The organism is Streptomyces sp. NPDC059247 (assembly GCF_042754005.1).
In the GTDB taxonomy this organism is placed as follows: domain Bacteria; phylum Actinomycetota; class Actinomycetes; order Streptomycetales; family Streptomycetaceae; genus Streptomyces.
In genome coordinates this window covers 80101-102038 of record NZ_JBHYZW010000018.1, presented here as the reverse complement: position 1 = coordinate 102038, position 21938 = coordinate 80101, and the positions used below count along the sequence as shown (strand labels likewise).

The following is a 21938-nucleotide window of genomic DNA, read 5'->3' as shown; positions in this document are numbered from 1 at the left end:
CACCGCGCAGGGGCCTTGCACGTGGCGCAGCGCCGCGTCGGCCCCCTCCCGCGCGTTCCCATGACACCCCATGACATCCCGTGACGGGGCATCCCCGTCGGAAGGACCGTTTCTGATGAGACGCCTCATGGCCGTTCCCGTGCTGATCCTCGCCCTCGGGCTCGGGGGGTGTTCGAGCGGAGGGGACAGCGCGACCCCGTCCGCGCCGAGCACCGGTGCCTCCGCCGCCCCCGGGACCCCTTCCGCCGGTGCCTCCGGGGGCACCGCCGACTGGGCCGCGTACTACGACTGCCTCGGCGCCCAGGGCATCCGGCTCCAGCGGAGCGAGGGCGGCGAGAAGCGCGTCGACAAGGACGCCAACACCGCCGAGGCCCTCGCCTCCGCCGAGAAGGCGTGCGCGGCGAAGCAGCCCGGCCGTCCGAAGCCCGCCGCCTCACGGCTGGAGGCCGCGGGGAAGACCGCCGCCTGTATGCGCGAGAAGGGCGTCACCGACTACCCGGACCCCGACCCGGCGACCGGCGAGATACCGCTGACCGGCGCCTTCGCCGACAAGGTGAAGAGCGACCCGAAGGTGATCGCCGCCCTCAAGGCCTGCGCGCCCGGTGCGGGATCGGGCGACGGCGGGACGGTCGTCGGTGGCTGACGGCACCCCGCCCGGCACGCCGGAGACGTCCGGGACCCCCGGCGGCGACGCCGGGGCCCGGATGTCCCGGCGCCGCTTCTGGGTCGCCGCCCTCGTCGCCGGGGCGGTCGCCCTCACCGGCGCCGGAGTCGCGGCGACCTCGCTGATACGGTCGCCCGCCCAGGTGGCGGCCGAGGCCGAACCGCCGCCGCAGGACGTGCTGATCGCCCGGGTCGAGAACCGGGTGCTCGCCGAGACCGTCGTCCTGCGCGGCACCGTCGTCGCGGGCCAGACCGTCCAGGTCGCCCCCGTCGGGGCGGGCGGCGAGGGCGCCACCGCCGCCGTGATCACCAAGGTCCCGGTCCGGAGCGGGGACGCGGTGCGCTCGGGGAAGGTGCTCCTGGAGGTCTCCGGGCGTCCCGTCTTCGTGCTGCCCGGCGTCCTGCCCGTCTACCGGGACCTCAAGCCCGGCGCCACCGGCGACGACGTCGGACAGCTGCAGCGCGCGCTCGCCGCCCTCGGCCACGGCCGGGGCGGCGACGCCCGGGGCACCTTCGGCCCCGGCACCAAGAACGCGGTCGAGGCGTTCTACGCCTCCATCGGCTACGACCCCCGGCCCGCCGTCGACGACGACGGAGCCGCCGTCACCGGCGCGGAGGCGGCCGTCACCGGAGCCGAACGGGCCGTCGCCGACGCCCGTGACGCCTTGGCCGCCAACGAGGACGAGGCCCAAGTGAAGCAGCTGAGGAAGGCCCGCGACCGGGCCGTCGAGGACCTCGGCACCGCCCGCGAGGCCCTCGGGAAGGCCCGCGCCGCCGCCGGACCCATGGTCCCGGCGTCCGAGGTCGTCTTCGTACGGGCCTTCCCCGCCCGGGTCGCCACCGTGGCCGCCAGGACCGGAGCGCAGGTCTCCGGCACGGCGATGACCCTGTCCTCAGGGAAACTGATGGCCCAGGGCTATCTCCAGGACCACCAGAAGGGCATGGTCCGCGCCGGGCAGAAGGTCCGCGTCCTCGCCGAGACCACCGGCCGGGAGACCGAGGGCCGGGTCGTCTCCGTCGCGGACGCCCCGACCCGGCGGCAGGACCAGCAGGACGCCCCGCAGGGCTCCGGCGGAAACGGCGGCGGCACCGGCGGGGGAGGGGACGCGCCCCAGGACGACGGGGCCGTCGGCTACCTCTTCACCGTCGAACCCACCCGCGAACTCCCCTCGGGCCTCGCGGGCCAGGAGGTGCGCCTCACCATCGAGGCCGCCTCCACCGACGGCAAGGCCCTGGTCGTGCCGGTCACCGCCGTCTCGGCGGGCGTCGACGGCAGGACGGTCGTCACCACCGTGGACGGCACCGGCCGGCAGGAACGGATCGAGGTCCGCACCGGCACCACCGGAGACGGCTTCGTCGAGGTCGTCCCGCTCACCGCCGGGGCGCTGAAGGAGGGCGACGAGGTGGTCACCGGGGTGAACCCGGGCGCGGCGGCGGGTAGCCCCGGGGGGTCGCCGTGAGCGGCCGGGAGGACGTCCCGGTCATCGCCTTCCGGGGGGTCGGCCTGACCTACCCGGGCCCGCCGCCCGTCGCCGCCCTGAGGCCCTGTGAACTCACCGTCCGCACGGGCGAGTTCATCACCGTCGTCGGGCCCTCCGGCTCGGGCAAGTCGACCTTCCTGAACGTCGCGGGACTGCTCGACGCGCCCACCCGCGGTACGTACCTCCTGGACGGCATCGACACGGCGGCCCTGCGCGACGGAGAGCGCACGGCCCTGCGCGGACGCCGGATCGGCTTCGTCTTCCAGTCCTTCCACCTGCTGCCGCACCGCAGCGCCACGGAGAACGTCATGCTCTCGATGGTCTACTCGGCGGTGCCCCGGGCCGAGCGCCGCACCCGGGCCCGTACCGCCCTCGAACGGGTGGGGCTCGCCCACCGGGCCGACGCGCTGCCCGGCCGCCTCTCCGGCGGCGAACGCCAGCGGGTCGCCATCGCCCGCGCCCTCGCGGGCCGTCCGTCGCTGCTGCTGTGCGACGAACCGACCGGCAACCTGGACTCGGACAACGCCGGATCGGTCCTGGACCTCCTCGGCGAACTCCACGCCTCCGGCATGACGATCGTCGTGATCACCCATGACGCGGAGGTCGCCGAGCGCGGCCAGCGCACGGTGACCATCCGCGACGGGGTGCTGAGCGAGCCGACGGGGGAGGGACACGGGTGACCCGGCCACAACACGACGAAGACCCCACCCGGCGTGCCCACCCCCCGGCCCCGGCCCAACGGCCGGACCCCGATCCGCCCCAGCAGCCGGACCCGCTGCCGGACTCGGAGTCACAGGCGCACCAGCACAAGCAGCCGGACCGGGAGTCACAGCCGGACCAGGAGTCACAGGCTCACCAACAGCCGCAGCCGCAGCCGCAGCCGGACCCGATCCCAGCCCCGGCCCCGGACCCGCGTCCCGAGCGGCAGCGCCCCCGTCTCCCGAAGCGGACGCGGATCGTCGAGCCCTCCCGGCTGGCCGCCCGCGACGTGCTCTCCGAGGCCCTCGCCGGAATGCTCCAGCGGCCCGGCCGCTCGGTCCTCACCGCGCTCGGCACCGTCCTCGGGGTCGGCACGTTCGTGGCCATCCTCGGTCTGACCGCGACCACGTCCTCACAGATCGACGCGCGGTTCAACCTGCTGACCGCCACCGAGGTGACCGTCGAGGACGTCGCCCGCGACCAGAACGAGTTCGCCGACCCCGCCTTCCCCGCCGACGCGGACGCCCGGATCGAACGGCTCGGCGGGGTCGAGGCCGCCGGGGTCTACTGGTCCGTCCGGCTCGCCCCCGGCACGGCCGTCCGCTCCGCCCCGGTCGGCGACGGCGGGGGCAGCGAGCGGATCGAGGTCGTCGCCGCGTCCCCCGGCGCGCTGCGGGCGGCTTCGCCGACCCTCGCCCAGGGGCGCCTGTACGACGAGTTCGCCTCCCGCTCCGGGCAGCCGGTCGCGGTCCTCGGCAAGTCCGTCGCCGCCCGGCTCGGCATCACCACCCTGGAGACCCGCCCGGCGGTGTTCATCGGCGACGAGCCCTTCACCGTCGCCGGGATCATCGACGACGTACGGCGCAGGGCCGACGTCCTGATGTCGGTCACCGTGCCGAGGACGACCGCAGAGAAGCTCTGGGGGCCGCCGCAGCAGGGCGACGCGAAGATGCTGATCACCACCGCGACGGGCGCCGCCGCCCAGATCGCCCGGGAGGCGCCGGTCGCGCTGCGCCCGGACCACCCGGAGTACCTGCGGGCGGTCCCCCCGCCGGACCCGAAGAGCCTGCGCGCGGGGGTGACCGGGGACCTCGACCAGCTCTTCCTGCTGCTCGCGGCGATCTGCCTGGTGATCGGAGCGGTCGGCATCGCCAACACCACGCTGGTCGCCGTCCTCGAAAGGACCGGGGAGATCGGCCTGCGGCGCGCGCTCGGCGCCCGGGGACGGCACATCACCGTCCAGTTCCTCACGGAATCGGGCGCTCTGGGCGCGGTGGGCGGACTCGTCGGCACGGCCCTGGGGGTGTCCACGGTGATCGTGGTGGCGCTGGTGCGGGACTGGACGCCGGTCATGCACACCGGGACGGTGGTCGCCGCCCCGGCCGTCGGCCTCGTCACCGGGGTGGTCGCCGGGCTCTACCCCGCCTGGCGCGCCTCCCGGATCGAACCGGCGGAGGCCCTGCGCCGCTGAGCGGGCGCGCCGAAGGGCCGTCGCTCCCGCGAGGAGTGACGGCCCTTCGGCGTACGGGGAGGGGCGGATCAGAGGATGCGGACGGCGCCCGAGGGGGTGTCCCAGTCCAGGGAGCGCTCGACGACCCCGGTCGAGGGGTTCTGCGCGCCGACGTACTTGCCGCCGCCGACGTAGATGGCGACGTGGTACGAGCCGCTGCGGCTGCCCCAGTACAGGATGTCGCCCGGCTGGAGGTTGCTCAGGGAGACGGAGGTGCCCATGCTCGACTGGTCGCCCGAGATGCGGGGCAGGTCGATGTTGGCCTGGCGGTAGGCGGCCTGCACGAGACCGGAGCAGTCCCAGGAGTTGGGTCCGGTGCCGCCCATCACGTACGAGTCGCCGACCTGCGCGCGGGCGAAGGCCACGATCGCGGCGGCGGAGCCCGTGGGCGCCTGGGTGGTGCTGTCGCCGGAGGACGAGGAGCCGCCGCCGTCGGAGCGGGAACCGCCCTCGTTCGAGGGACTGGTGGTGCTGGTGAGCTGGGTGCGGGTGGAGGTGCGGGAGGCGCGGGCCTCGGCCTCCAGGCGCTCCTGACGCTCCTGCTCGGCCTTGAGGCGGGCCTTCTCGGCGCGCTCGGCGGCGGCCTTGCGGTCGGCCTCGGCCCTGGCGGTCTTGGCTTCCTTGGCGGCCTTCTGCAGGGCCGCGTCCTCCTGGGTGGCGAGGCTCTGGTCGAGGGCCTCCTGCTGGGAGGCCTCGGCGGAGGCGGCGACGGCGCTGGCGAGGCCCGCGCCGGTCTCCAGGGAGCCCAGGGTGGGCATTTCGATGGTCTCGGTCACCGGCTCGGCATTCGCCGGCCCGGCAGCACCGGCCACCGCGATGGTGCCGAGGACGCCACCGGCGACTCCGGCGCGCAGGGCGAGCTTCGAGGCGCTGCGGCGGGGCTTCCGGTGGCTGGGTATGTGAGCGGTGTGGGACATGGGAACAACCGCTATCAGGGCCGCGGGGTTCCCTTCAAGAAACGTGGGTTGCGCCACAGTTACGTTCGGAACCTCTGAATCCGCTTCCGTGGCGCTCTTATTGACGCCGTAACGGGCAAATCGGTCACGGTCCATCTGGGCCTTGATCATGGGTTTTCATTGAAACGTCCGAATTGCCCGACACTTAGCACCTCTTCAAGCCGTTGGCCAAGACCCGTTTCTTCGGGGCCCTCGACGTGTGACGCAGGTCACGCGACCGTCTCATGAACGCTCGTGAACGCGCGCACACGTCCACCCCGGTACGCCCGACCCCCCGACCGGGCGAAGAGCGGGTCCTTTACCACCATGATCGGTCCATCACCAATTTGCTTGTAATGGCCAACACTTGATAGTGCGACACCCCCTCCGAGCAGCGACGACGGGTCCGGATGTCACATCTGGTGATCACCTGGGCGCTTCGCGCAACAAGATCACCGCTCATCCGACTTCATGATCCTTCGTCAGGTGGTGGAGATCACAAAGTCGTTGGCGCACCCCGTGTCGCAGATCACAGAGGGGCGGGCATAAGATGCGGGGCAGCCGGGCTTGTGAACTGCCTCACATGGGGGCGATCTTTCACGGTCCGGCCGTGCGGTCCAACGGTCAAGGACGACTGGAAGGAGCGAGGAGCGTGAATGCGTACGCGCCCGTCCTCGTGCTCGGTGCCCTGGGTGCGGGGTTTGCGATCTTCTCCGTGGTCATGGCCACGCTTATCGGGCCAAAGCGGTACAACAGGGCAAAACTTGAAGCGTACGAGTGCGGCATCGAGCCGACGCCCACTCCCGCCGGAGGCGGTCGCTTCCCGATCAAGTACTACCTGACGGCGATGCTCTTCATCGTCTTCGACATCGAGATCGTCTTCCTCTACCCCTGGGCCGTCACCTTCGACGCCCTGGGGCTGTTCGGGCTCGTGGAGATGCTGCTCTTCGTGCTCACCGTCTTCGTCGCCTACGCCTATGTCTGGCGTCGCGGCGGCCTGGAATGGGACTGAGGGGCTGAGGGGCACCTATGGGACTGGAAGAGAAACTCCCGAGCGGCTTTCTGCTGACGACGGTCGAACAGGCCGCGGGCTGGGTGCGCAAGGCGTCCGTGTTCCCCGCGACCTTCGGCCTCGCCTGCTGCGCCATCGAGATGATGACCACCGGAGCCGGCCGGTACGACCTGGCCCGCTTCGGCATGGAGGTCTTCCGCGGCTCGCCGCGCCAGGCCGACCTGATGATCGTGGCGGGCCGGGTCAGCCAGAAGATGGCGCCCGTCCTGCGGCAGGTCTACGACCAGATGCCCAACCCCAAGTGGGTCATCTCCATGGGCGTCTGCGCCTCCTCGGGCGGCATGTTCAACAACTACGCGATCGTCCAGGGCGTCGACCACATCGTGCCCGTCGACATCTACCTGCCCGGCTGTCCGCCGCGCCCGGAGATGCTCCTCGACGCGATCCTCAAGCTCCACCAGAAGATCCAGACCTCCAAGCTCGGCGTCAACGCCGAAGAAGCGGCCCGCGAGGCGGAGGAAGCGGCGCTCAAGGCGCTGCCCACCATCGAGCTGAAGGGCCTGCTCCGGTGAGCGACGAGACACCGAACCCCGAGAGGGACATCAACGCGGGGAACCTGCCGGGCCAGCGCGGCGACCACGGCGAAGAGGTCCGCGTACAGCGTGGCATGTTCGGCGCGAACAACGGCGGCGACACCACCGGATACGGCGGTCTCGTCCGCTCCGTACGGCTCCCCGGCCCGGCCGTCCGCCCCTACGGCGGCTGGTTCGACGAGGTCGCCGACGAACTGGAGGGCGCCCTGGAGGAACAGGGACTCCTCTCCGGCAACGCCATCGGCAAGACCGTCGTCGACCGGGGCGAACTGACCTTCCACATCGAGCGCGAGCACCTCGTCCGCGTCGCCCGCACCCTCCGCGACGACCCGGCGCTCCGCTTCGAACTGTGCACCGGCGTCTCCGGCGTCCACTACCCGGACGACAAGGGCCGCGAGCTGCACGCCGTCTACCACCTGCGCTCGCTCACCCACGGACGGCTGCTCCGCCTGGAGGTCTCGGCCCCCGACACCGACCCGCACATCCCGTCCCTGGTCGCCGTCTACCCGACGAACGACTGGCACGAGCGCGAGACGTACGACTTCTTCGGCATCGTCTTCGACGGCCACCCCGCCCTCACCCGGATCATGATGCCGGACGACTGGCAGGGCCACCCGCAGCGCAAGGACTACCCCCTCGGCGGCATCGCCGTCGAGTACAAGGGCGCCCAGATCCCGGCTCCGGACCAGCGGAGGTCGTACAGCTGATGTCCACGTCCCACGCCCACCCGTCTCCCGACCACCACCCCTCACAGAGTCCCTCCGGGACGCCCTTCTCGAATGCCCGAGAGACCACAGAAGGCGCCGTCTACACGGTGACCGGCGGCGACTGGGAAGAGGTCGTCCAGTCCGCGGCCAAGGCCGACGACGAACGCATCATCGTCAACATGGGCCCCCAGCACCCCTCCACCCACGGCGTGCTCCGGCTCATCCTGGAGATCGACGGCGAGACCGTCACCGAGGCCCGCTGCGGCATCGGCTACCTCCACACCGGCATCGAGAAGAACCTCGAATACCGGACCTGGACACAGGGCACCACCTTCGTCACGCGCATGGACTACCTCACCTCGTTCTACAACGAGACGGCGTACTGCCTCGGCGTGGAGAAGCTGCTCGGCATCACCGACCAGATCCCGGACCGCGCCAGCGTCATCCGCGTCCTCCTCATGGAGCTCAACCGGCTCTCCTCCCACCTGGTGTGCATCGCCACCGGAGGCATGGAACTGGGCGCCACCACGATCATGATCTACGGCTTCCGGGACCGCGAGATGATCCTGGACCTCTACGAGCTGATCACCGGCCTGCGCATGAACCACGCGTTCATCCGCCCCGGCGGACTCGCCCAGGACCTCCCGTCCGGCGCCGTCGACGCCGTCCGCGAGTTCGTGAAGACCATGAAGAAGAACCTGCCGGAGTACGACAAGCTCGCCACCGGCAACCCCATCTTCAAGGCCCGTATGCAGGACGTCGGCTACCTCGACCTCACCGGCTGCATGGCCCTCGGCGCCACCGGACCGATCCTGCGCTCCGCGGGCCTCCCGCACGACCTGCGCAAGACCGACCCGTACTGCGGCTACGAGGACTACGACTTCGAGGTCCCGACCACCGACACCTGCGACTCCTACGGACGCTTCCTCGTCCGCCTGGACGAGATGCGCCAGTCCCTCCGGATCGTCGAGCAGTGCCTCGACCGCCTGGAACCCGGCCCGGTCATGGTCGGCGACAAGAAGATCGCCTGGCCCGCGCAGCTCGCCCTCGGCCCCGACGGCCTCGGCAACTCCCTCGACCACATCAAGAAGATCATGGGCACCTCCATGGAAGCCCTGATCCACCACTTCAAGCTGGTCACCGAGGGCTTCCGGGTCCCCCCCGGCCAGACCTACGCGGCCGTCGAGTCCCCCAAGGGCGAACTCGGCGTGCACGTCGTCTCCGACGGCGGCACCCGCCCCTTCCGGGTCCACTTCCGCGACCCCTCGTTCACCAACCTCCAGGCCATGGCCGCGATGTGTGAGGGCGGCCAGATCGCCGACGTCATCGTCGCCGTCGCCTCCATCGACCCCGTGATGGGAGGCGTCGACCGATGACCGACCAGATCAGCCTGGGAATGCCCCAGCTCCCCGCACCCGCCTACCCGGCCGAAGTGCGCGCCCGACTGACGGAGGACGCGCAGTCGATCGTCGACCGCTACCCGGACTCCCGCTCGGCGCTCCTGCCGATGCTGCACCTGGTGCAGTCCGAGGAGGGCCACGTCACCCGTACCGGCATGGCGTTCTGCGCCGAGACCCTCGGCCTCACCACCGCCGAGGTCACCGCCGTCGCCACCTTCTACACGATGTACCGCCGCCGCCCCTCCGGCGACTACCAGGTCGGCGTCTGTACCAACACCCTCTGCGCCGTCATGGGCGGCGACGCCATCTTCGAGGAGCTCAAGGAACACCTCGGCGTCGGCAACGAGGGCACCACCGAAGACGGCAAGGTCACCCTCGAACACATCGAGTGCAACGCGGCCTGCGACTTCGCCCCCGTGGTGATGGTCAACTGGGAGTTCTTCGACAACCAGACCCCCGAGTCCGCCAAGCGGATGGTCGACGACCTGCGGGCAGGCCGCACCGTCGAACCCACCCGGGGCGCCCCGCTCTGCACCTTCAAGGAGACCGCCCGCATCCTCGCGGGCTTCCCCGACGAGCGCCCCGGCGCCGTCGAGGCCACCGGCGGCGCGGGCCCCGCCTCGCTCGTCGGCCTCCGGCTCGCCAAGGGCGACCGGACGGCCCACCGAATCGTCCACCCGCGAGCGGAGACCTCCGGACAGGAGGGGGAGTGATGACCTTGGCCGCCGAGATCAACAACAGCAGCCCCGAGAAGCTCCTCTCCCCGGTCCTCTCGGCCTTCTGGGACCAGCCCAACTCCTGGACCCTGGACACCTACGAACGGCACGAGGGCTACCAGGGACTCAAGCGCGCCCTCGCGATGAGCCCCGACGACCTCATCGCGTACGTCAAGGAGTCCGGCCTCCGCGGCCGGGGCGGCGCGGGCTTCCCCACCGGCATGAAGTGGCAGTTCATCCCGCAGGGCGACGGCAAGCCGCACTACCTCGTCGTCAACGCCGACGAGTCCGAGCCCGGCACCTGCAAGGACATCCCCCTCCTCTTCGCCAACCCGCACTCCCTCATCGAGGGAATGGTCATCGCCTGCTACGCGATCCGCTCCCAGCACGCGTTCATCTACCTGCGCGGCGAGGTCGTCCCCGTCCTGCGCCGCCTCCACGAAGCCGTCCGCGAGGCCTACGCCGCCGGATACCTCGGCCGGAACATCCTCGGCAGCGGCCTCGACCTCGAACTCACCGTGCACGCGGGCGCGGGCGCCTACATCTGCGGCGAGGAGACCGCCCTCCTCGACTCCCTCGAAGGACGCCGGGGCCAGCCCCGGCTGCGGCCCCCCTTCCCGGCCGTCGCCGGTCTGTACGCCTGCCCCACCGTGGTGAACAACGTCGAATCCATCGCGTCCGTTCCCGCGATCCTCCACCGGGGCAAGGAATGGTTCACCTCGATGGGCACCGAGAAGTCCCCCGGCTTCACGCTGTACTCGCTCTCCGGGCACGTCACCTCGCCCGGCCAGTACGAGGCCCCCCTCGGCATCACCCTGCGCCAGCTCCTCGACATGAGCGGCGGGATGCGCCCCGGCCACCGGCTCAAGTTCTGGACCCCCGGCGGCTCCTCCACCCCCATGTTCACCGACGAACACCTCGACGTCCCCCTCGACTACGAGGGCGTCGGCGCCGCCGGATCGATGCTCGGCACCAAGGCGCTCCAGTGCTTCGACGAGACCACCTGCGTCGTCCGCGCCGTCACCCGCTGGACCGAGTTCTACGCCCACGAGTCCTGCGGCAAGTGCACCCCCTGCCGCGAAGGCACCTACTGGCTCGTCCAGCTCCTGCGCGACATCGAGGCGGGCAAGGGCCAGCTGTCCGACCTCGACAAGCTCAACGACATCGCCGACAACATCAACGGCAAGTCGTTCTGCGCCCTCGGCGACGGCGCCGCCTCACCGATCTTCTCCTCCCTGAAGTACTTCCGCGAGGAGTACGAGCAGCACATCACGGGCAAGGGCTGCCCCTTCGACCCGGCCAAGTCGACCGCCTGGGCGGACAACCACAAGGAGGTGACCGCATGACCGTCACCGCGTCCTCCCCGGCGGGAGGCGGCTCCCCGGCCGTACCGCCGGAAGACCTGGTCACGCTGACCATCGACGGCATCGAGACCTCCGTCCCCAAGGGGACCCTGGTCATCCGCGCCGCCGAACAGCTCGGCATCGAGATCCCCCGCTTCTGCGACCACCCCCTCCTCGACCCCGCGGGCGCCTGCCGCCAGTGCATCGTCGAGGTCGAGGGCCAGCGCAAGCCCATGGCCTCCTGCACCATCACCTGCACCGACGGCATGGTGGTGAAGTCACAGCTCACCAGCCCCGTCGCCGAGAAGGCCCAGCACGGCGTGATGGAGCTGCTGCTCGTCAACCACCCGCTGGACTGCCCCGTCTGCGACAAGGGCGGCGAATGCCCCCTGCAGAACCAGGCGATGTCCCACGGACAGTCCGAGTCCCGCTTCGACGGCGTCAAGCGGACCTACGAGAAGCCCGTCGCCATCTCCACCCAGGTCCTCCTCGACCGCGAGCGCTGCGTGCTCTGCGCCCGCTGCACCCGCTTCTCCAACCAAGTCGCGGGCGACCCCATGATCGAACTGATCGAGCGCGGCGCGCTCCAGCAGGTCGGCACCGGCGAGGGCGACCCCTTCGAGTCCTACTTCTCCGGCAACACCATCCAGATCTGCCCGGTCGGCGCCCTCACCTCCGCCGCCTACCGCTTCCGCTCCCGCCCCTTCGACCTGGTCTCCACGCCCTCCGTGTGCGAACAGTGCGCGGGCGGCTGCTCCACCCGCACCGACCACCGGCGCGGCAAGGTCATGCGGCGGCTCGCCGCCGAGGACCCCGAGGTCAACGAGGAATGGCTCTGCGACAAGGGCCGCTTCGGCTTCCGGTACGCACAGCAGCGCGACCGGCTCACCACCCCCCTCGTCCGCAGCGCCGAGACCGGTGAACTGGAGCCCGCCTCCTGGCCCGAAGCCCTGGAAGCCGCCGCCCGGGGCCTCGCCCGGGGCCGCACCGGCGTCCTCACCGGCGGCAGGCTGACCGTCGAGGACTCCTACGCGTACGCCAAGTTCGCCCGGGTCGCCCTCGGCACCCACGACATCGACTTCCGGGCCCGCGTCCACTCCGGCGAGGAGGCCGACTTCCTGGCCTCCGGCATCGCGGGCCGGGGCCGGGACCTGGACGGCTCGGGTGTCACGTACACCTCCCTCGAAGCCGCCCCGGCCGTCCTCCTCGTCGGCCTGGAGTCCGAGGAGGAGGCCCCCGGCGTCTTCCTCCGGCTCCGCAAGGCCTGGCGCAAGCACGGCCAGCGGACCTACGCGGTCGCCGCCTTCGCCACCCGGGGCCTGGAGAAGGCGGGCGGCACCCTGCTGCCCGCCGCCCCCGGCACCGAGACCGCCTGGCTCGACGCCCTCACCTCCCGGGCCGGTCTCGAAGGCGAAGGACCCGCCGCCGCCGAAGCCCTCCGCCAGGAAGGCGCCGTCATCGCCGTCGGCGAGCGGCTCGCCGGAGTCCCCGGCGCGCTGACCGCCGCCCTGCGCACCGCCGCCGCCACCGGCGCCCGGCTCGTGTGGATCCCGCGCCGCTCCGGCGAACGCGGCGCCGTCGAGACCGGGGCGCTCCCCGCGCTGCTGCCCGGCGGACGCCCCGCGACCGATCCCCGCGCGCGTGAGGAGGTCGCCGCCGTCTGGGGCGTCCGCGAACTCCCGCACGGCTACGGCCGCGACACCGGACAGATCGTCGAGGCCGCCGCGGGCGGCGCGCTCACCGCCCTGCTCGTCGGCGCCGTCGAGGTCGCCGACCTGCCGGACCCGGCCCGCGCGCGGACCGCCCTCGACGCGGCCTTCGTGGTCTCCCTGGAGCTGCGGCCCAGCGAGGTCACCCGGCGGGCCGACGTCGTCCTCCCGGTCGCCGCCGTCGCCGAGAAGTCCGGCACCTTCCTCAACTGGGAGGGCAGGGCCCGGATGTTCGAGGCCGCGCTCAAGCCCGAGCAGATGACCCGCCCGTCGGCCCCCACCGACGCCCGCGTGCTCCACATGCTCGCCGACGCCCTCGACGCCCACCTGGGCCTGCCCGACCTCAAGTCGGTGCGCCGGGAGCTCGACCGGCTCGGCCGCTGGACCGGGGAACGGGCCTCCGAGCCCGCCGAGCCCGGCCGGTCCGCGCCCCGGGCCGGGGACGGCGAGGCCGTCCTCGCCGGACACCGTCTGCTGCTCGACCTCGGGCGCCTCCAGGAGGGCGACACCGCCCTCGCCGGAACCCGGCACGCGGCCGTCGCCCGGCTCTCCGCCGCCACCGCCGCCGACACCGGCGTCAAGGACGGCGACACCCTCGAAGTGACCGGCCCCGCGGGCTCCGTCGCTTTCCCGCTCCAGGTCACCGAGATGCCCGACCGGGTCGTCTGGCTGCCGCTGAACTCGGCCGGCCGGGGAGTCCTCTCCGACACCGGCGCCCGCCCCGGCGACCTGGTCCGCATCGGCCCGGCCGGTCCCGAGACCGGCCAGGACACGGAGGCGGGCTCATGACCACGACCCCCGTCCGGCCGGACGGAGCCCCGGCCGCCGCAGGCCGCGGCCCCGCCGGGCCGCGCCCCCGCATCCCCCTCGTCCGGTCGGGCGCAGCCCGGACCGCAGTTGCTCCGGAGGCGCGCGCATGACCGCCCTCGCTCCACTCGCGGACGCCCCGCTCGGCGTCCTCGCCGCCGAGGACCTGTCGATGTTCGGCACGGACCCCTGGTGGCTCGTCCTGATCAAGGCCGTCTTCTGCTTCGCCTTCCTGATGGTGACCGTGCTCTTCTCCATCGTGTGGGAGCGCAAGGTCGTCGCCTGGATGCAGTTGCGCGTCGGCCCCAACCGGCACGGCCCCTGGGGCCTCCTCCAGTCCCTCGCGGACGGCATCAAGCTGATGCTCAAGGAGGACGTGATCGTCAAGAACGCCGACAAGGTCGTCTACGTCCTCGCCCCGGTCATCGCCGCGATCCCCGCGTTCATGGCCATCGCCGTGATCCCCTTCGGACCGGCGGGCAACGAGGTCTCGATCTTCGGCCACCGCACCGCGATGCAGCTCACCGACCTGCCGATCGCGATGCTGTACGTCCTCGCGGTCGCCTCCGTCGGCATCTACGGCATCGTCCTCGCGGGCTGGTCCTCCGGCTCCACGTACCCGCTGCTCGGCGGTCTCCGCTCGTGCGCGCAGATGATCTCCTACGAGATCGCCATGGGCGCCGCCTTCGCCTCCGTCTTCCTCTACTCCGGGTCGATGTCGACCTCGGCGATCGTCGAGGCGCAGGCGGACCGCTGGTTCGTGATCCTGCTGCCGGTCTCCTTCATCATCTACATCGTCACCATGGTGGGCGAGACCAACCGCGCCCCCTTCGACATGCCGGAGTCCGAGGGCGACCTCGTCGGCGGCTTCAACACCGAGTACTCCTCCATCAAGTTCGCGATGTTCATGCTCGCCGAGTACGTGAACATGGTGACGGTCTCGGCTGTGTCGGTGACCCTCTTCCTGGGCGGCTGGCGGGCCCCGTACCCGGTCTCCACCTTCTGGGAGGGCGCGAACCACGGCTGGTGGCCGATGCTCTGGTTCGTCCTCAAGGTGCAGCTGCTGCTCTTCTTCTTCATCTGGCTGCGCGGCACCCTGCCCCGGGTCCGCTACGACCAGCTGATGAAGCTCGGCTGGAAGGTGCTCATCCCGGTCTCCGTGGTCTGGCTGATGCTGGTCGCCACCGTCCGGGCCCTGCGCAACGAGAACATCGCCTTCGGCAACATCGTCCTGTACGTCGCCGGAGCCGTCCTCGGACTGCTGCTGCTCTCCTTCGTCGTCGACGTGTTCCGCGACCGCAGGGCCAAGGCAGCCGAGGGACCCGCCGACGAGCCCGCCTTCGACCCGATGGCCGGCGGCTTCCCCGTACCGCCCAAGCCCGGACAGTCCCTGCCGGCCGTCCCTCGGCGCAGGCCCCGGCACGACCGGGACCTCGTTGTCAGTGGCGCACCCGATACTGCTACTGCGAGTGATGGAAAGGAGACGGACGGTGTCTGACTTCCAGAATCCGGTGGCCGGGTTCGGCGTGACCTTCAAGGCCATGTTCAAGAAGAGGCTGACCGAGCAGTACCCGGAGCAGCAGAAGACGACGGCGCCCCGCTTCCACGGCCGGCACCAGCTCAACCGTCACCCCGACGGCCTGGAGAAGTGCGTCGGCTGCGAGCTGTGTGCCTGGGCCTGTCCCGCCGACGCCATCTACGTGGAGGGCGCGGACAACACGGAGGAGGAGCGGTACTCGCCCGGCGAGCGGTACGGCCGGGTCTACCAGATCAACTACGCCCGCTGCATCCTCTGCGGGTTGTGCATCGAGGCGTGCCCCACCCGGGCGCTCACGATGACCAACGAGTTCGAGCTGGCCGACTCCTCCCGCGCGAACCTGATCTACACCAAGGAGCAGCTCCTCGCGGGACTGGAGGAGACCATGGTGGACACCCCGCACGCGATCTTCCCCGGGATGACGGAGCAGGACTACTACCGGGGTCTGGTCGAGGAGGCCGCGCCCGGCACCGTCCGCCAGACCGCCGTGTCCAAGGGGGAGCAGGGCGACCAGGAAGAGGTGGACGCATGAGCGCCCAGCTCGCGGCGTACGCGACGTCGACCGGTGAGGCCGTCCAGTTCTGGGTCCTCGGCACCGTCGCCGTCATCGGCGCGCTCTGCACGATCCTGATGCGGCGGGCCGTCCACTCGGCGCTCTGCCTCGCCGGGACCATGATCATCCTGGCGGTCTTCTACCTGGCCAACGGGGCGTACTTCCTCGGTGTCGTCCAGATCGTCGTCTACACCGGCGCGATCATGATGCTCTTCCTCTTCGTCGTCATGCTGGTCGGCGTCACCGCCGCGGACTCGCTGACGGAGACCATCAAGGGCCAGCGCTGGCTGGCCGTCCTCTGCGGACTCGGCTTCGGCGTCCTGCTGATCGCGGGCATCGGGAACGCGTCACTGACCGAGTTCACCGGCCTCGGCGCCGCCAACAGCGCCCGCGGGGGGAACGTGGAGGGCCTCGCCGCCCTCATCTTCACCAAGTACGTCTTCGCCTTCGAGATCACCGGCGCGCTCCTCATCACCGCCTCCGTCGGCGCGATGGTGCTGACCCACCGGGAGCGCATCGAGCGGGCCCGTACCCAGCGCGAGCTGTCCGAGCAGCGCGTCCGCGAGGGCAAGCACCTGCCGCCGCTGCCCGCCCCCGGCGTCTACGCCCGGCACAACGCCGTGGACATCGCCGGTCTGCTGCCCGACGGCACCCCGGCCGAGCTGACCGTCATGCAGACCCTGCGCAAGCGGGGTCAGGTCCGGGACGTCTCCACCGAGGCGCTGGCCGACCTCAAGGCCCTGGAGCAGCGCTCCGAGGAGCGGCTCGGCCGGGACGAAGAGGAGGCCAGCCGGTGAATCCCGTCAACTACCTGTATCTCGCCGCCCTGCTGTTCACCATCGGTGCGGCCGGGGTCCTGATCCGGCGCAACGCGATCGTGGTCTTCATGTGCGTCGAGCTGATGCTCAACGCCTGCAACCTCGCGTTCGTCACCTTCTCCCGTATGCACGGAAACCTCGACGGCCAGATCATCGCCTTCTTCACGATGGTCGTCGCCGCCGCGGAGGTCGTCGTCGGGCTCGCGATCATCGTGTCCGTCTTCCGTGCCCGCCACTCGGCCTCGGTCGACGACGCCAGCCTGATGAAGCTGTGAGGGGCTGACCGTGGAAAATCTCATCGCGCTGCTCGTCGGCGCGCCCCTGCTCGGTGCGGCCGTCCTGCTCTGCGGCGGACGACGTCTCGACCGGATCGGGCACTGGATCGGCACGCTGCTCGCGGCCGTCTCCTTCGGCATCGGTCTGGTCCTCTTCGTCGACATGCTCGGCAAGGGCGCCGAGGACCGGGCCCTGCACCAGCGGCTCTTCTCCTGGATCCCCGTCGAGGGCTTCCAGGCGGACATCGCCTTCCAGCTCGACCAGCTCTCGATGACCTTCGTCCTGCTGATCAGCGGGGTCGGCACGCTCATCCACGTCTACTCCATCGGCTACATGGAGCACGACGAGCGCCGCCGCCGCTTCTTCGGCTATCTCAACCTGTTCGTCGCGGCGATGCTGCTGCTCGTCCTCGCCGACAACTACCTGCTCCTGTACTTCGGCTGGGAGGGCGTCGGCCTCGCCTCGTACCTCCTGATCGGCTTCTGGCAGCACAAGCCCAGCGCGGCCACCGCCGCGAAGAAGGCCTTCCTGGTCAACCGGGTCGGTGACATCGGCCTCTCGATCGCCATCATGCTGATGTTCACCACCTTCGGGACCTTCGCCTTCGGGCCGGTCCTGGAGGCGACCGGGGAGACCGGCGAGGGCAAGCTGACCGCGATCGGCCTGATGCTGCTCCTCGCGGCCTGCGGCAAGTCGGCCCAGGTGCCGCTGCAGTCCTGGCTCGGGGACGCGATGGAGGGCCCGACCCCGGTCTCGGCCCTCATCCACGCGGCCACGATGGTGACCGCCGGTGTCTATCTGATCGTCCGCTCCGCCGACATCTTCAACGCGGCGCCGGACGCGCAGCTCGTCGTCACCGTGGTCGGCGCGGTCACGCTCCTCTTCGGTGCGATCGTCGGTTGCGCCAAGGACGACATCAAGAAGGCGCTGGCCGGCTCGACCATGTCGCAGATCGGCTACATGATCCTGGCGGCCGGGCTCGGCCCGATCGGCTACGTCTTCGCGATCATGCACCTGGTGACGCACGGCTTCTTCAAGGCCGGGCTCTTCCTCGGCGCCGGTTCGGTCATGCACGGCATGAACGACGAGGTGGACATGCGGAAGTACGGCGGCCTGCGGAAGTACATGCCGGTCACCTTCGTCACCTTCGGCCTGGGCTACCTCGCGATCATCGGCTTCCCCGGTCTGTCCGGCTTCTTCTCCAAGGACAAGATCATCGAGGCGGCCTTCGCCAAGGGCGGCACCGAGGGCTGGATCCTCGGCTCGGTCACTCTGCTGGGCGCCGCCATCACCGCGTACTACATGACCCGCGTGATGCTGATGACCTTCTTCGGCGAGAAGCGCTGGCAGCCCGACGAGCACGGCCACGAGCCGCACCCGCACGAGTCGCCGAAGTCCATGACGATCCCGATGGTGCTGCTGGCCTTCGGCTCGGTCTTCGCGGGCGGCATCTTCGGCGTCGGCGACCGGTTCGTGAAGTGGCTGGAGCCCGTCACCGCGTTCGAGCACGGCCATCCGCCGATCAGCGCCGGGACGGTCACCGCCGCCACCGTCGCCGTCATGGTGATCGGCGTCGGCCTCGCCTACCTCCAGTACGGCCGCAGGCCCGTCCCCCTCGTCGCCCCGCGCGGCTCGCTGCTCACCCGGGCCGCCCGCCGCGATCTCCTCCAGGACGACTTCAACCACGCCGTCTTCGTCCGCGGCGGCACCCATCTGACCCGCTCGCTGGTCTACGTTGACCACTCCCTCGTGGACGGCGTGGTCAACGGCACCGCGGCGGGCGTCGGCGGGCTCTCCGGCCGTCTGCGCAAGCTCCAGAACGGTTACGTCCGTTCGTACGCGGTCTCCATGTTCGGAGGTACGGCGGTGCTGATCGCCGCGACCCTGCTGATGAGGGCGGTGTAACGCTCAATGTCCTTTCCGCTCCTCACCCTGACGGCAGCGGTTCCGGCGGTCGGTGCGATCCTCACCGCCGCCGTCCCCGCAGCCCGCCGCACCGCCGCCAAGTGGCTGGCGCTGCTGTTCTCGCTCGCCACCCTGGTGCTGGCCGCCGTCGTCTTCGTACGGTTCGAGCCCGGCGGCGAGCGGTACCAGCTGACCGAGTCGCACGCCTGGATCAAGGACTTCGGCGTCCGCTACGAACTGGGCGTCGACGGCATCGGCGTGGCGCTCATCGCGCTCACCGCGCTGCTGATCCCCTTCGTCATCCTGGCGGGCTGGCACGACGCCGATCCCCTGGAGACCAAGTCCTCCCGGTGGCGCCCGACCCAGGGCTTCTTCGCCCTGATCCTGATGGTCGAGGCGATGGTGATCCTCTCCTTCGAGGCCACCGACGTCTTCCTCTTCTACATCCTGTTCGAAGCCATGCTCATCCCGATGTACTTCCTCATCGGCGGCTTCGGCGACCGCGCCCACGCGGGCACCGACGAGAACGCGGCGGCCCAGCGCTCCTACGCGGCGGTCAAGTTCCTCCTCTACAACCTGGTCGGCGGCCTGATCATGCTGGCCGCCGTCATCGGGCTCTACGTGGTCGCGGGGAACTTCTCCCTCACCGAGATCGCCGAGGCGCGGGCCAACGGCTCGCTCGACATGGCGACCAACACCGAGCGGTGGCTGTTCCTCGGCTTCTTCTTCGCCTTCGCGGTGAAGGCGCCGCTGTGGCCGCTGCACACCTGGCTGCCGAACGCGATGGGGGAGGCGACCGCCCCGGTCGCCGTCCTCATCACCGCCGTCGTCGACAAGGTCGGCACCTTCGCGATGCTCCGCTTCTGCCTCGGGCTCTTCCCCGAGGCGTCGAAGTGGGCGACGCCCGCGATCATCGTCCTCGCGCTGATCAGCATCGTCTACGGAGCCCTCGTCGCCGTCGGCCAGCGGGACATCAAGCGCCTGGTCGCCTACGCGTCGATCTCCCACTTCGGCTTCATCGTCCTGGGCATCTTCGCGATGACCAGCCAGGGCCAGTCGGGCGCCACGCTCTACATGGTCAACCACGGCATCTCGACGGCCGCCCTGATGCTCGTCGCCGGATTCCTGATCTCCCGGCGCGGCTCGCGGCTCATCGCCGACTACGGCGGGGTGCAGAAGGTCGCCCCGGTGCTCGCGGGCACCTTCCTCATCGGCGGTCTCGCGACCCTGTCACTGCCCGGACTCGCCCCGTTCGTCAGCGAGTTCCTGGTCCTGGTCGGCACGTTCTCCCGGTACCCGGTGGCCGGTGTCATCGCCACCACCGGCATCGTCCTCGCCGCGCTCTACGTCCTCGTCCTGTACCAGCGGACGATGACCGGGCCGGTCAAGGAGGAGGTGCGGTCGCTGCCCGACCTGCGCCCGCGCGAACTCGCGGTGGTCGTCCCGCTGATCGCCGTGCTGATCTTCCTCGGGGTCTTCCCGAAGCCGCTGACGGACGTCGTCAACCCGGCGGTCCGACACACCATGTCCGACGTCCAGCAGAAGGACCCCCAGCCAGAAGTGGAGGCGGCCAAGTGAGCGCATCCGCCGTGACGTCCTCCGTCCACAGCCTGTGGACGACCGCCGCCGAGCCGCTGCCGAAGATCCCGACACCCCACATCGAGTACACCCAGCTCGCGCCGGTGCTCATCGTGGTCGGCGCGGCGATCATCGGCATCCTCGTCGAGGCCTTCGTGCCGCGCCGGGCCCGGTACCACACCCAGCTCTTCCTCAGCGTCGTGGCGCTCGTCGCCTCGTTCGCCGCGATCGTCGGCCTCGCCGCCGGAGGCTACGGCACCACCAAGGCCCACATCGCGGCCATGGGCGCCATCGCCGTCGACGGGCCCGCCCTGTTCCTCCAGGGTGTCATCCTCCTCTCCTCCGTCGTGGCCGTCTTCACCTTCGCCGAGCGCAGGCTCGACCCGGCTGACCACGGCCACAAGGTCGACTCCTTCGCCGCCGAGGCGGCGGCCGTCCCCGGCAGCGACCACGAACGGGCCGCCGTCAAGGCCGGGTTCACCACCACCGAGGTGTTCCCGCTGGCGCTCTTCGCCGTCGCGGGCATGTTGGTCTTCCCGGCGGCCAACGACCTCCTGACGCTCTTCATCGCCCTGGAGGTCTTCTCCCTCCCGCTGTACCTGCTCTGCGCCGTCGCCCGCCGCAAGCGGCTGATGTCGCAGGAGGCGGCCGTCAAGTACTTCCTGCTCGGCGCGTTCTCCTCGGCCTTCCTGCTCTTCGGGATCGCCCTGCTCTACGGCTACGCGGGCTCCGTCTCGTACGCCACCATCGCCCAGGTCGTCGACGGCACGGTCGCCTCGGTGAACCCGGCGCTCGCCGACACCATGGGCAACGACGCGCTGCTGCTCATCGGCTTCGCCCTGGTCCTCATGGGCCTGCTCTTCAAGGTCGGCGCCGTCCCGTTCCACATGTGGACCCCGGACGTCTACCAGGGCGCCCCGACCCCGGTCACCGGCTTCATGGCCGCCGCGACCAAGGTCGCCGCCTTCGGCGCGCTGCTCCGCCTGCTCTACGTGGTGCTGCCGGGCCTCACCTGGGACTGGCGGCCCGTCATGTGGGGCGTCGCCGCCGTCACCATGCTGGGCGGTGCGATCATCGCCATCACCCAGACCGACATCAAGCGGCTCCTCGCGTACTCGTCGGTCGCGCACGCGGGCTTCCTGCTCGCGGGCGTCATCGCGGCCACCCCGAGCGGCATCTCGTCCGTCCTGTTCTACCTGGGCGCCTACTCCTTCGTGACGATCGGCGCCTTCGCCGTCGTCACGCTGGTCAGGGACGCGGGCGGCGAGGCCACCCACCTGTCCAAGTGGGCCGGGCTCGGACGGCGTTCGCCGCTCGTCGCGGCGGTCTTCGCGGTCTTCCTGCTCGCCTTCGCGGGCATTCCGCTGACCTCCGGCTTCTCCGGCAAGTTCGCCGTCTTCAAGGCGGCGGCGGAGGGCGGCGCGGGCGCGCTGGTCGTGGTCGGTGTGCTCTCCTCGGCCATCGCCGCGTTCTTCTACATCCGGGTGATCGTGCTGATGTTCTTCAGCGAGCCGAAGGCGGACGGCCCCACGGTCGCCGTGCCGTCGGCGCTGACGGGCGTCGCCATCGCGGCGGGCGTGGCGGTCACGCTGGTCCTCGGCCTCGCCCCGCAGTACTTCCTGGACCTGGCGAACCAGGCGAGCGTGTTCGTCCGCTAGGACGCACCGCGTACGAGGGGCCCGGCTCGGGGGCGAGC

19 protein-coding genes are annotated in these 21938 nt (G+C 70.9%); 18 read left to right on the top strand and 1 reads right to left on the bottom strand.

The annotated features are described in order from the left end of the window. The first annotated feature begins 115 nt into the window (after positions 1-115). The 4 genes from ACFXGN_RS26405 to ACFXGN_RS26390 all read left to right on the top strand — a co-directional run bounded on the left by ACFXGN_RS26405 (position 116) and on the right by ACFXGN_RS26390 (position 4314). Positions 116-643: a hypothetical protein gene (locus tag ACFXGN_RS26405; protein WP_384863853.1), complete on the top strand. Its 528-nt coding sequence runs from the start codon at positions 116-118 to the stop codon at positions 641-643. Further along, on the top strand, positions 636-2123 hold the full coding sequence (locus ACFXGN_RS26400) for a peptidoglycan-binding protein (RefSeq protein WP_384863850.1): 1488 nt from the start codon (positions 636-638) through the stop codon (positions 2121-2123). The genes ACFXGN_RS26405 and ACFXGN_RS26400 overlap by 8 nt, the downstream gene beginning before the upstream one ends. After that, positions 2120-2824: an ABC transporter ATP-binding protein gene (locus tag ACFXGN_RS26395; protein WP_384863847.1), complete on the top strand. Its 705-nt coding sequence runs from the start codon at positions 2120-2122 to the stop codon at positions 2822-2824. Before ACFXGN_RS26400 ends, ACFXGN_RS26395 begins: the two co-directional genes overlap by 4 nt. 275 nt (positions 2825-3099) lie before the next feature. Continuing rightward, complete coding sequence (locus ACFXGN_RS26390) at positions 3100-4314, top strand: ABC transporter permease (RefSeq protein ID WP_384863917.1); 1215 nt, start codon at positions 3100-3102, stop codon at positions 4312-4314. A gap of 68 nt (positions 4315-4382) precedes the next feature. On the opposite strand, the gene ACFXGN_RS26385 is transcribed toward ACFXGN_RS26390, so the two are convergent. Beyond that, positions 4383-5270, bottom strand: a complete 888-nt coding sequence (locus tag ACFXGN_RS26385) for a C40 family peptidase (RefSeq protein ID WP_384863844.1) — start codon at positions 5268-5270, stop codon at positions 4383-4385. Between the two features lie 670 nt (positions 5271-5940). On the opposite strand from ACFXGN_RS26385, the gene ACFXGN_RS26380 reads away from it, so the two are divergent. The 14 genes from ACFXGN_RS26380 (at position 5941) to nuoN (ending at position 21900) form a co-directional block, all read left to right on the top strand. Beyond that, entirely contained in the window at positions 5941-6300 is a 360-nt protein-coding gene (locus ACFXGN_RS26380; protein ID WP_019888619.1) for an NADH-quinone oxidoreductase subunit A, read from the top strand. A gap of 17 nt (positions 6301-6317) precedes the next feature. Beyond that, the gene (locus ACFXGN_RS26375; protein ID WP_024756031.1) at positions 6318-6872 is read left to right on the top strand and encodes an NADH-quinone oxidoreductase subunit B family protein; all 555 of its coding nucleotides are present in this window, start codon (positions 6318-6320) and stop codon (positions 6870-6872) included. Then, on the top strand, positions 6869-7600 hold the full coding sequence (locus ACFXGN_RS26370; protein WP_384863841.1) for an NADH-quinone oxidoreductase subunit C: 732 nt from the start codon (positions 6869-6871) through the stop codon (positions 7598-7600). Before ACFXGN_RS26375 ends, ACFXGN_RS26370 begins: the two co-directional genes overlap by 4 nt. After that, positions 7600-8976: an NADH-quinone oxidoreductase subunit D gene (locus ACFXGN_RS26365; protein ID WP_384863838.1), complete on the top strand. Its 1377-nt coding sequence runs from the start codon at positions 7600-7602 to the stop codon at positions 8974-8976. The genes ACFXGN_RS26370 and ACFXGN_RS26365 overlap by 1 nt, the downstream gene beginning before the upstream one ends. Then, complete coding sequence (gene nuoE / locus ACFXGN_RS26360) at positions 8973-9713, top strand: NADH-quinone oxidoreductase subunit NuoE (RefSeq protein WP_384863835.1); 741 nt, start codon at positions 8973-8975, stop codon at positions 9711-9713. Before ACFXGN_RS26365 ends, nuoE begins: the two co-directional genes overlap by 4 nt. Then, positions 9710-11062, top strand: coding sequence for an NADH-quinone oxidoreductase subunit NuoF (gene nuoF / locus ACFXGN_RS26355; protein WP_384863833.1), 1353 nt, complete (start codon positions 9710-9712; stop codon positions 11060-11062). The genes nuoE and nuoF overlap by 4 nt, the downstream gene beginning before the upstream one ends. Then, positions 11059-13557 (top strand): NADH-quinone oxidoreductase subunit G, encoded by a 2499-nt coding sequence (locus ACFXGN_RS26350; RefSeq protein ID WP_384863830.1) that lies wholly within the window; start codon positions 11059-11061, stop codon positions 13555-13557. Before nuoF ends, ACFXGN_RS26350 begins: the two co-directional genes overlap by 4 nt. A gap of 127 nt (positions 13558-13684) precedes the next feature. Beyond that, positions 13685-15073 (top strand): NADH-quinone oxidoreductase subunit NuoH, encoded by a 1389-nt coding sequence (nuoH, locus tag ACFXGN_RS26345; protein WP_384863828.1) that lies wholly within the window; start codon positions 13685-13687, stop codon positions 15071-15073. Continuing rightward, positions 15048-15644 (top strand): NADH-quinone oxidoreductase subunit NuoI, encoded by a 597-nt coding sequence (nuoI, locus tag ACFXGN_RS26340; RefSeq protein WP_384863825.1) that lies wholly within the window; start codon positions 15048-15050, stop codon positions 15642-15644. Before nuoH ends, nuoI begins: the two co-directional genes overlap by 26 nt. Then, on the top strand, positions 15641-16462 hold the full coding sequence (locus ACFXGN_RS26335; RefSeq protein WP_384863822.1) for an NADH-quinone oxidoreductase subunit J: 822 nt from the start codon (positions 15641-15643) through the stop codon (positions 16460-16462). The genes nuoI and ACFXGN_RS26335 overlap by 4 nt, the downstream gene beginning before the upstream one ends. Then, the gene (nuoK, locus tag ACFXGN_RS26330; protein ID WP_017239464.1) at positions 16459-16758 is read left to right on the top strand and encodes an NADH-quinone oxidoreductase subunit NuoK; all 300 of its coding nucleotides are present in this window, start codon (positions 16459-16461) and stop codon (positions 16756-16758) included. Before ACFXGN_RS26335 ends, nuoK begins: the two co-directional genes overlap by 4 nt. A gap of 10 nt (positions 16759-16768) precedes the next feature. After that, complete coding sequence (gene nuoL / locus ACFXGN_RS26325) at positions 16769-18664, top strand: NADH-quinone oxidoreductase subunit L (RefSeq protein ID WP_384863818.1); 1896 nt, start codon at positions 16769-16771, stop codon at positions 18662-18664. Positions 18665-18670: 6 nt separating this feature from the next. Then, on the top strand, positions 18671-20242 hold the full coding sequence (locus ACFXGN_RS26320) for an NADH-quinone oxidoreductase subunit M (protein ID WP_384863815.1): 1572 nt from the start codon (positions 18671-18673) through the stop codon (positions 20240-20242). Next, a complete protein-coding gene (gene nuoN, locus ACFXGN_RS26315) occupies positions 20239-21900 on the top strand; it encodes an NADH-quinone oxidoreductase subunit NuoN (RefSeq protein WP_384863813.1) in 1662 nt (553 codons plus the stop codon). The genes ACFXGN_RS26320 and nuoN overlap by 4 nt, the downstream gene beginning before the upstream one ends. Positions 21901-21938 lie beyond the last annotated feature (38 nt).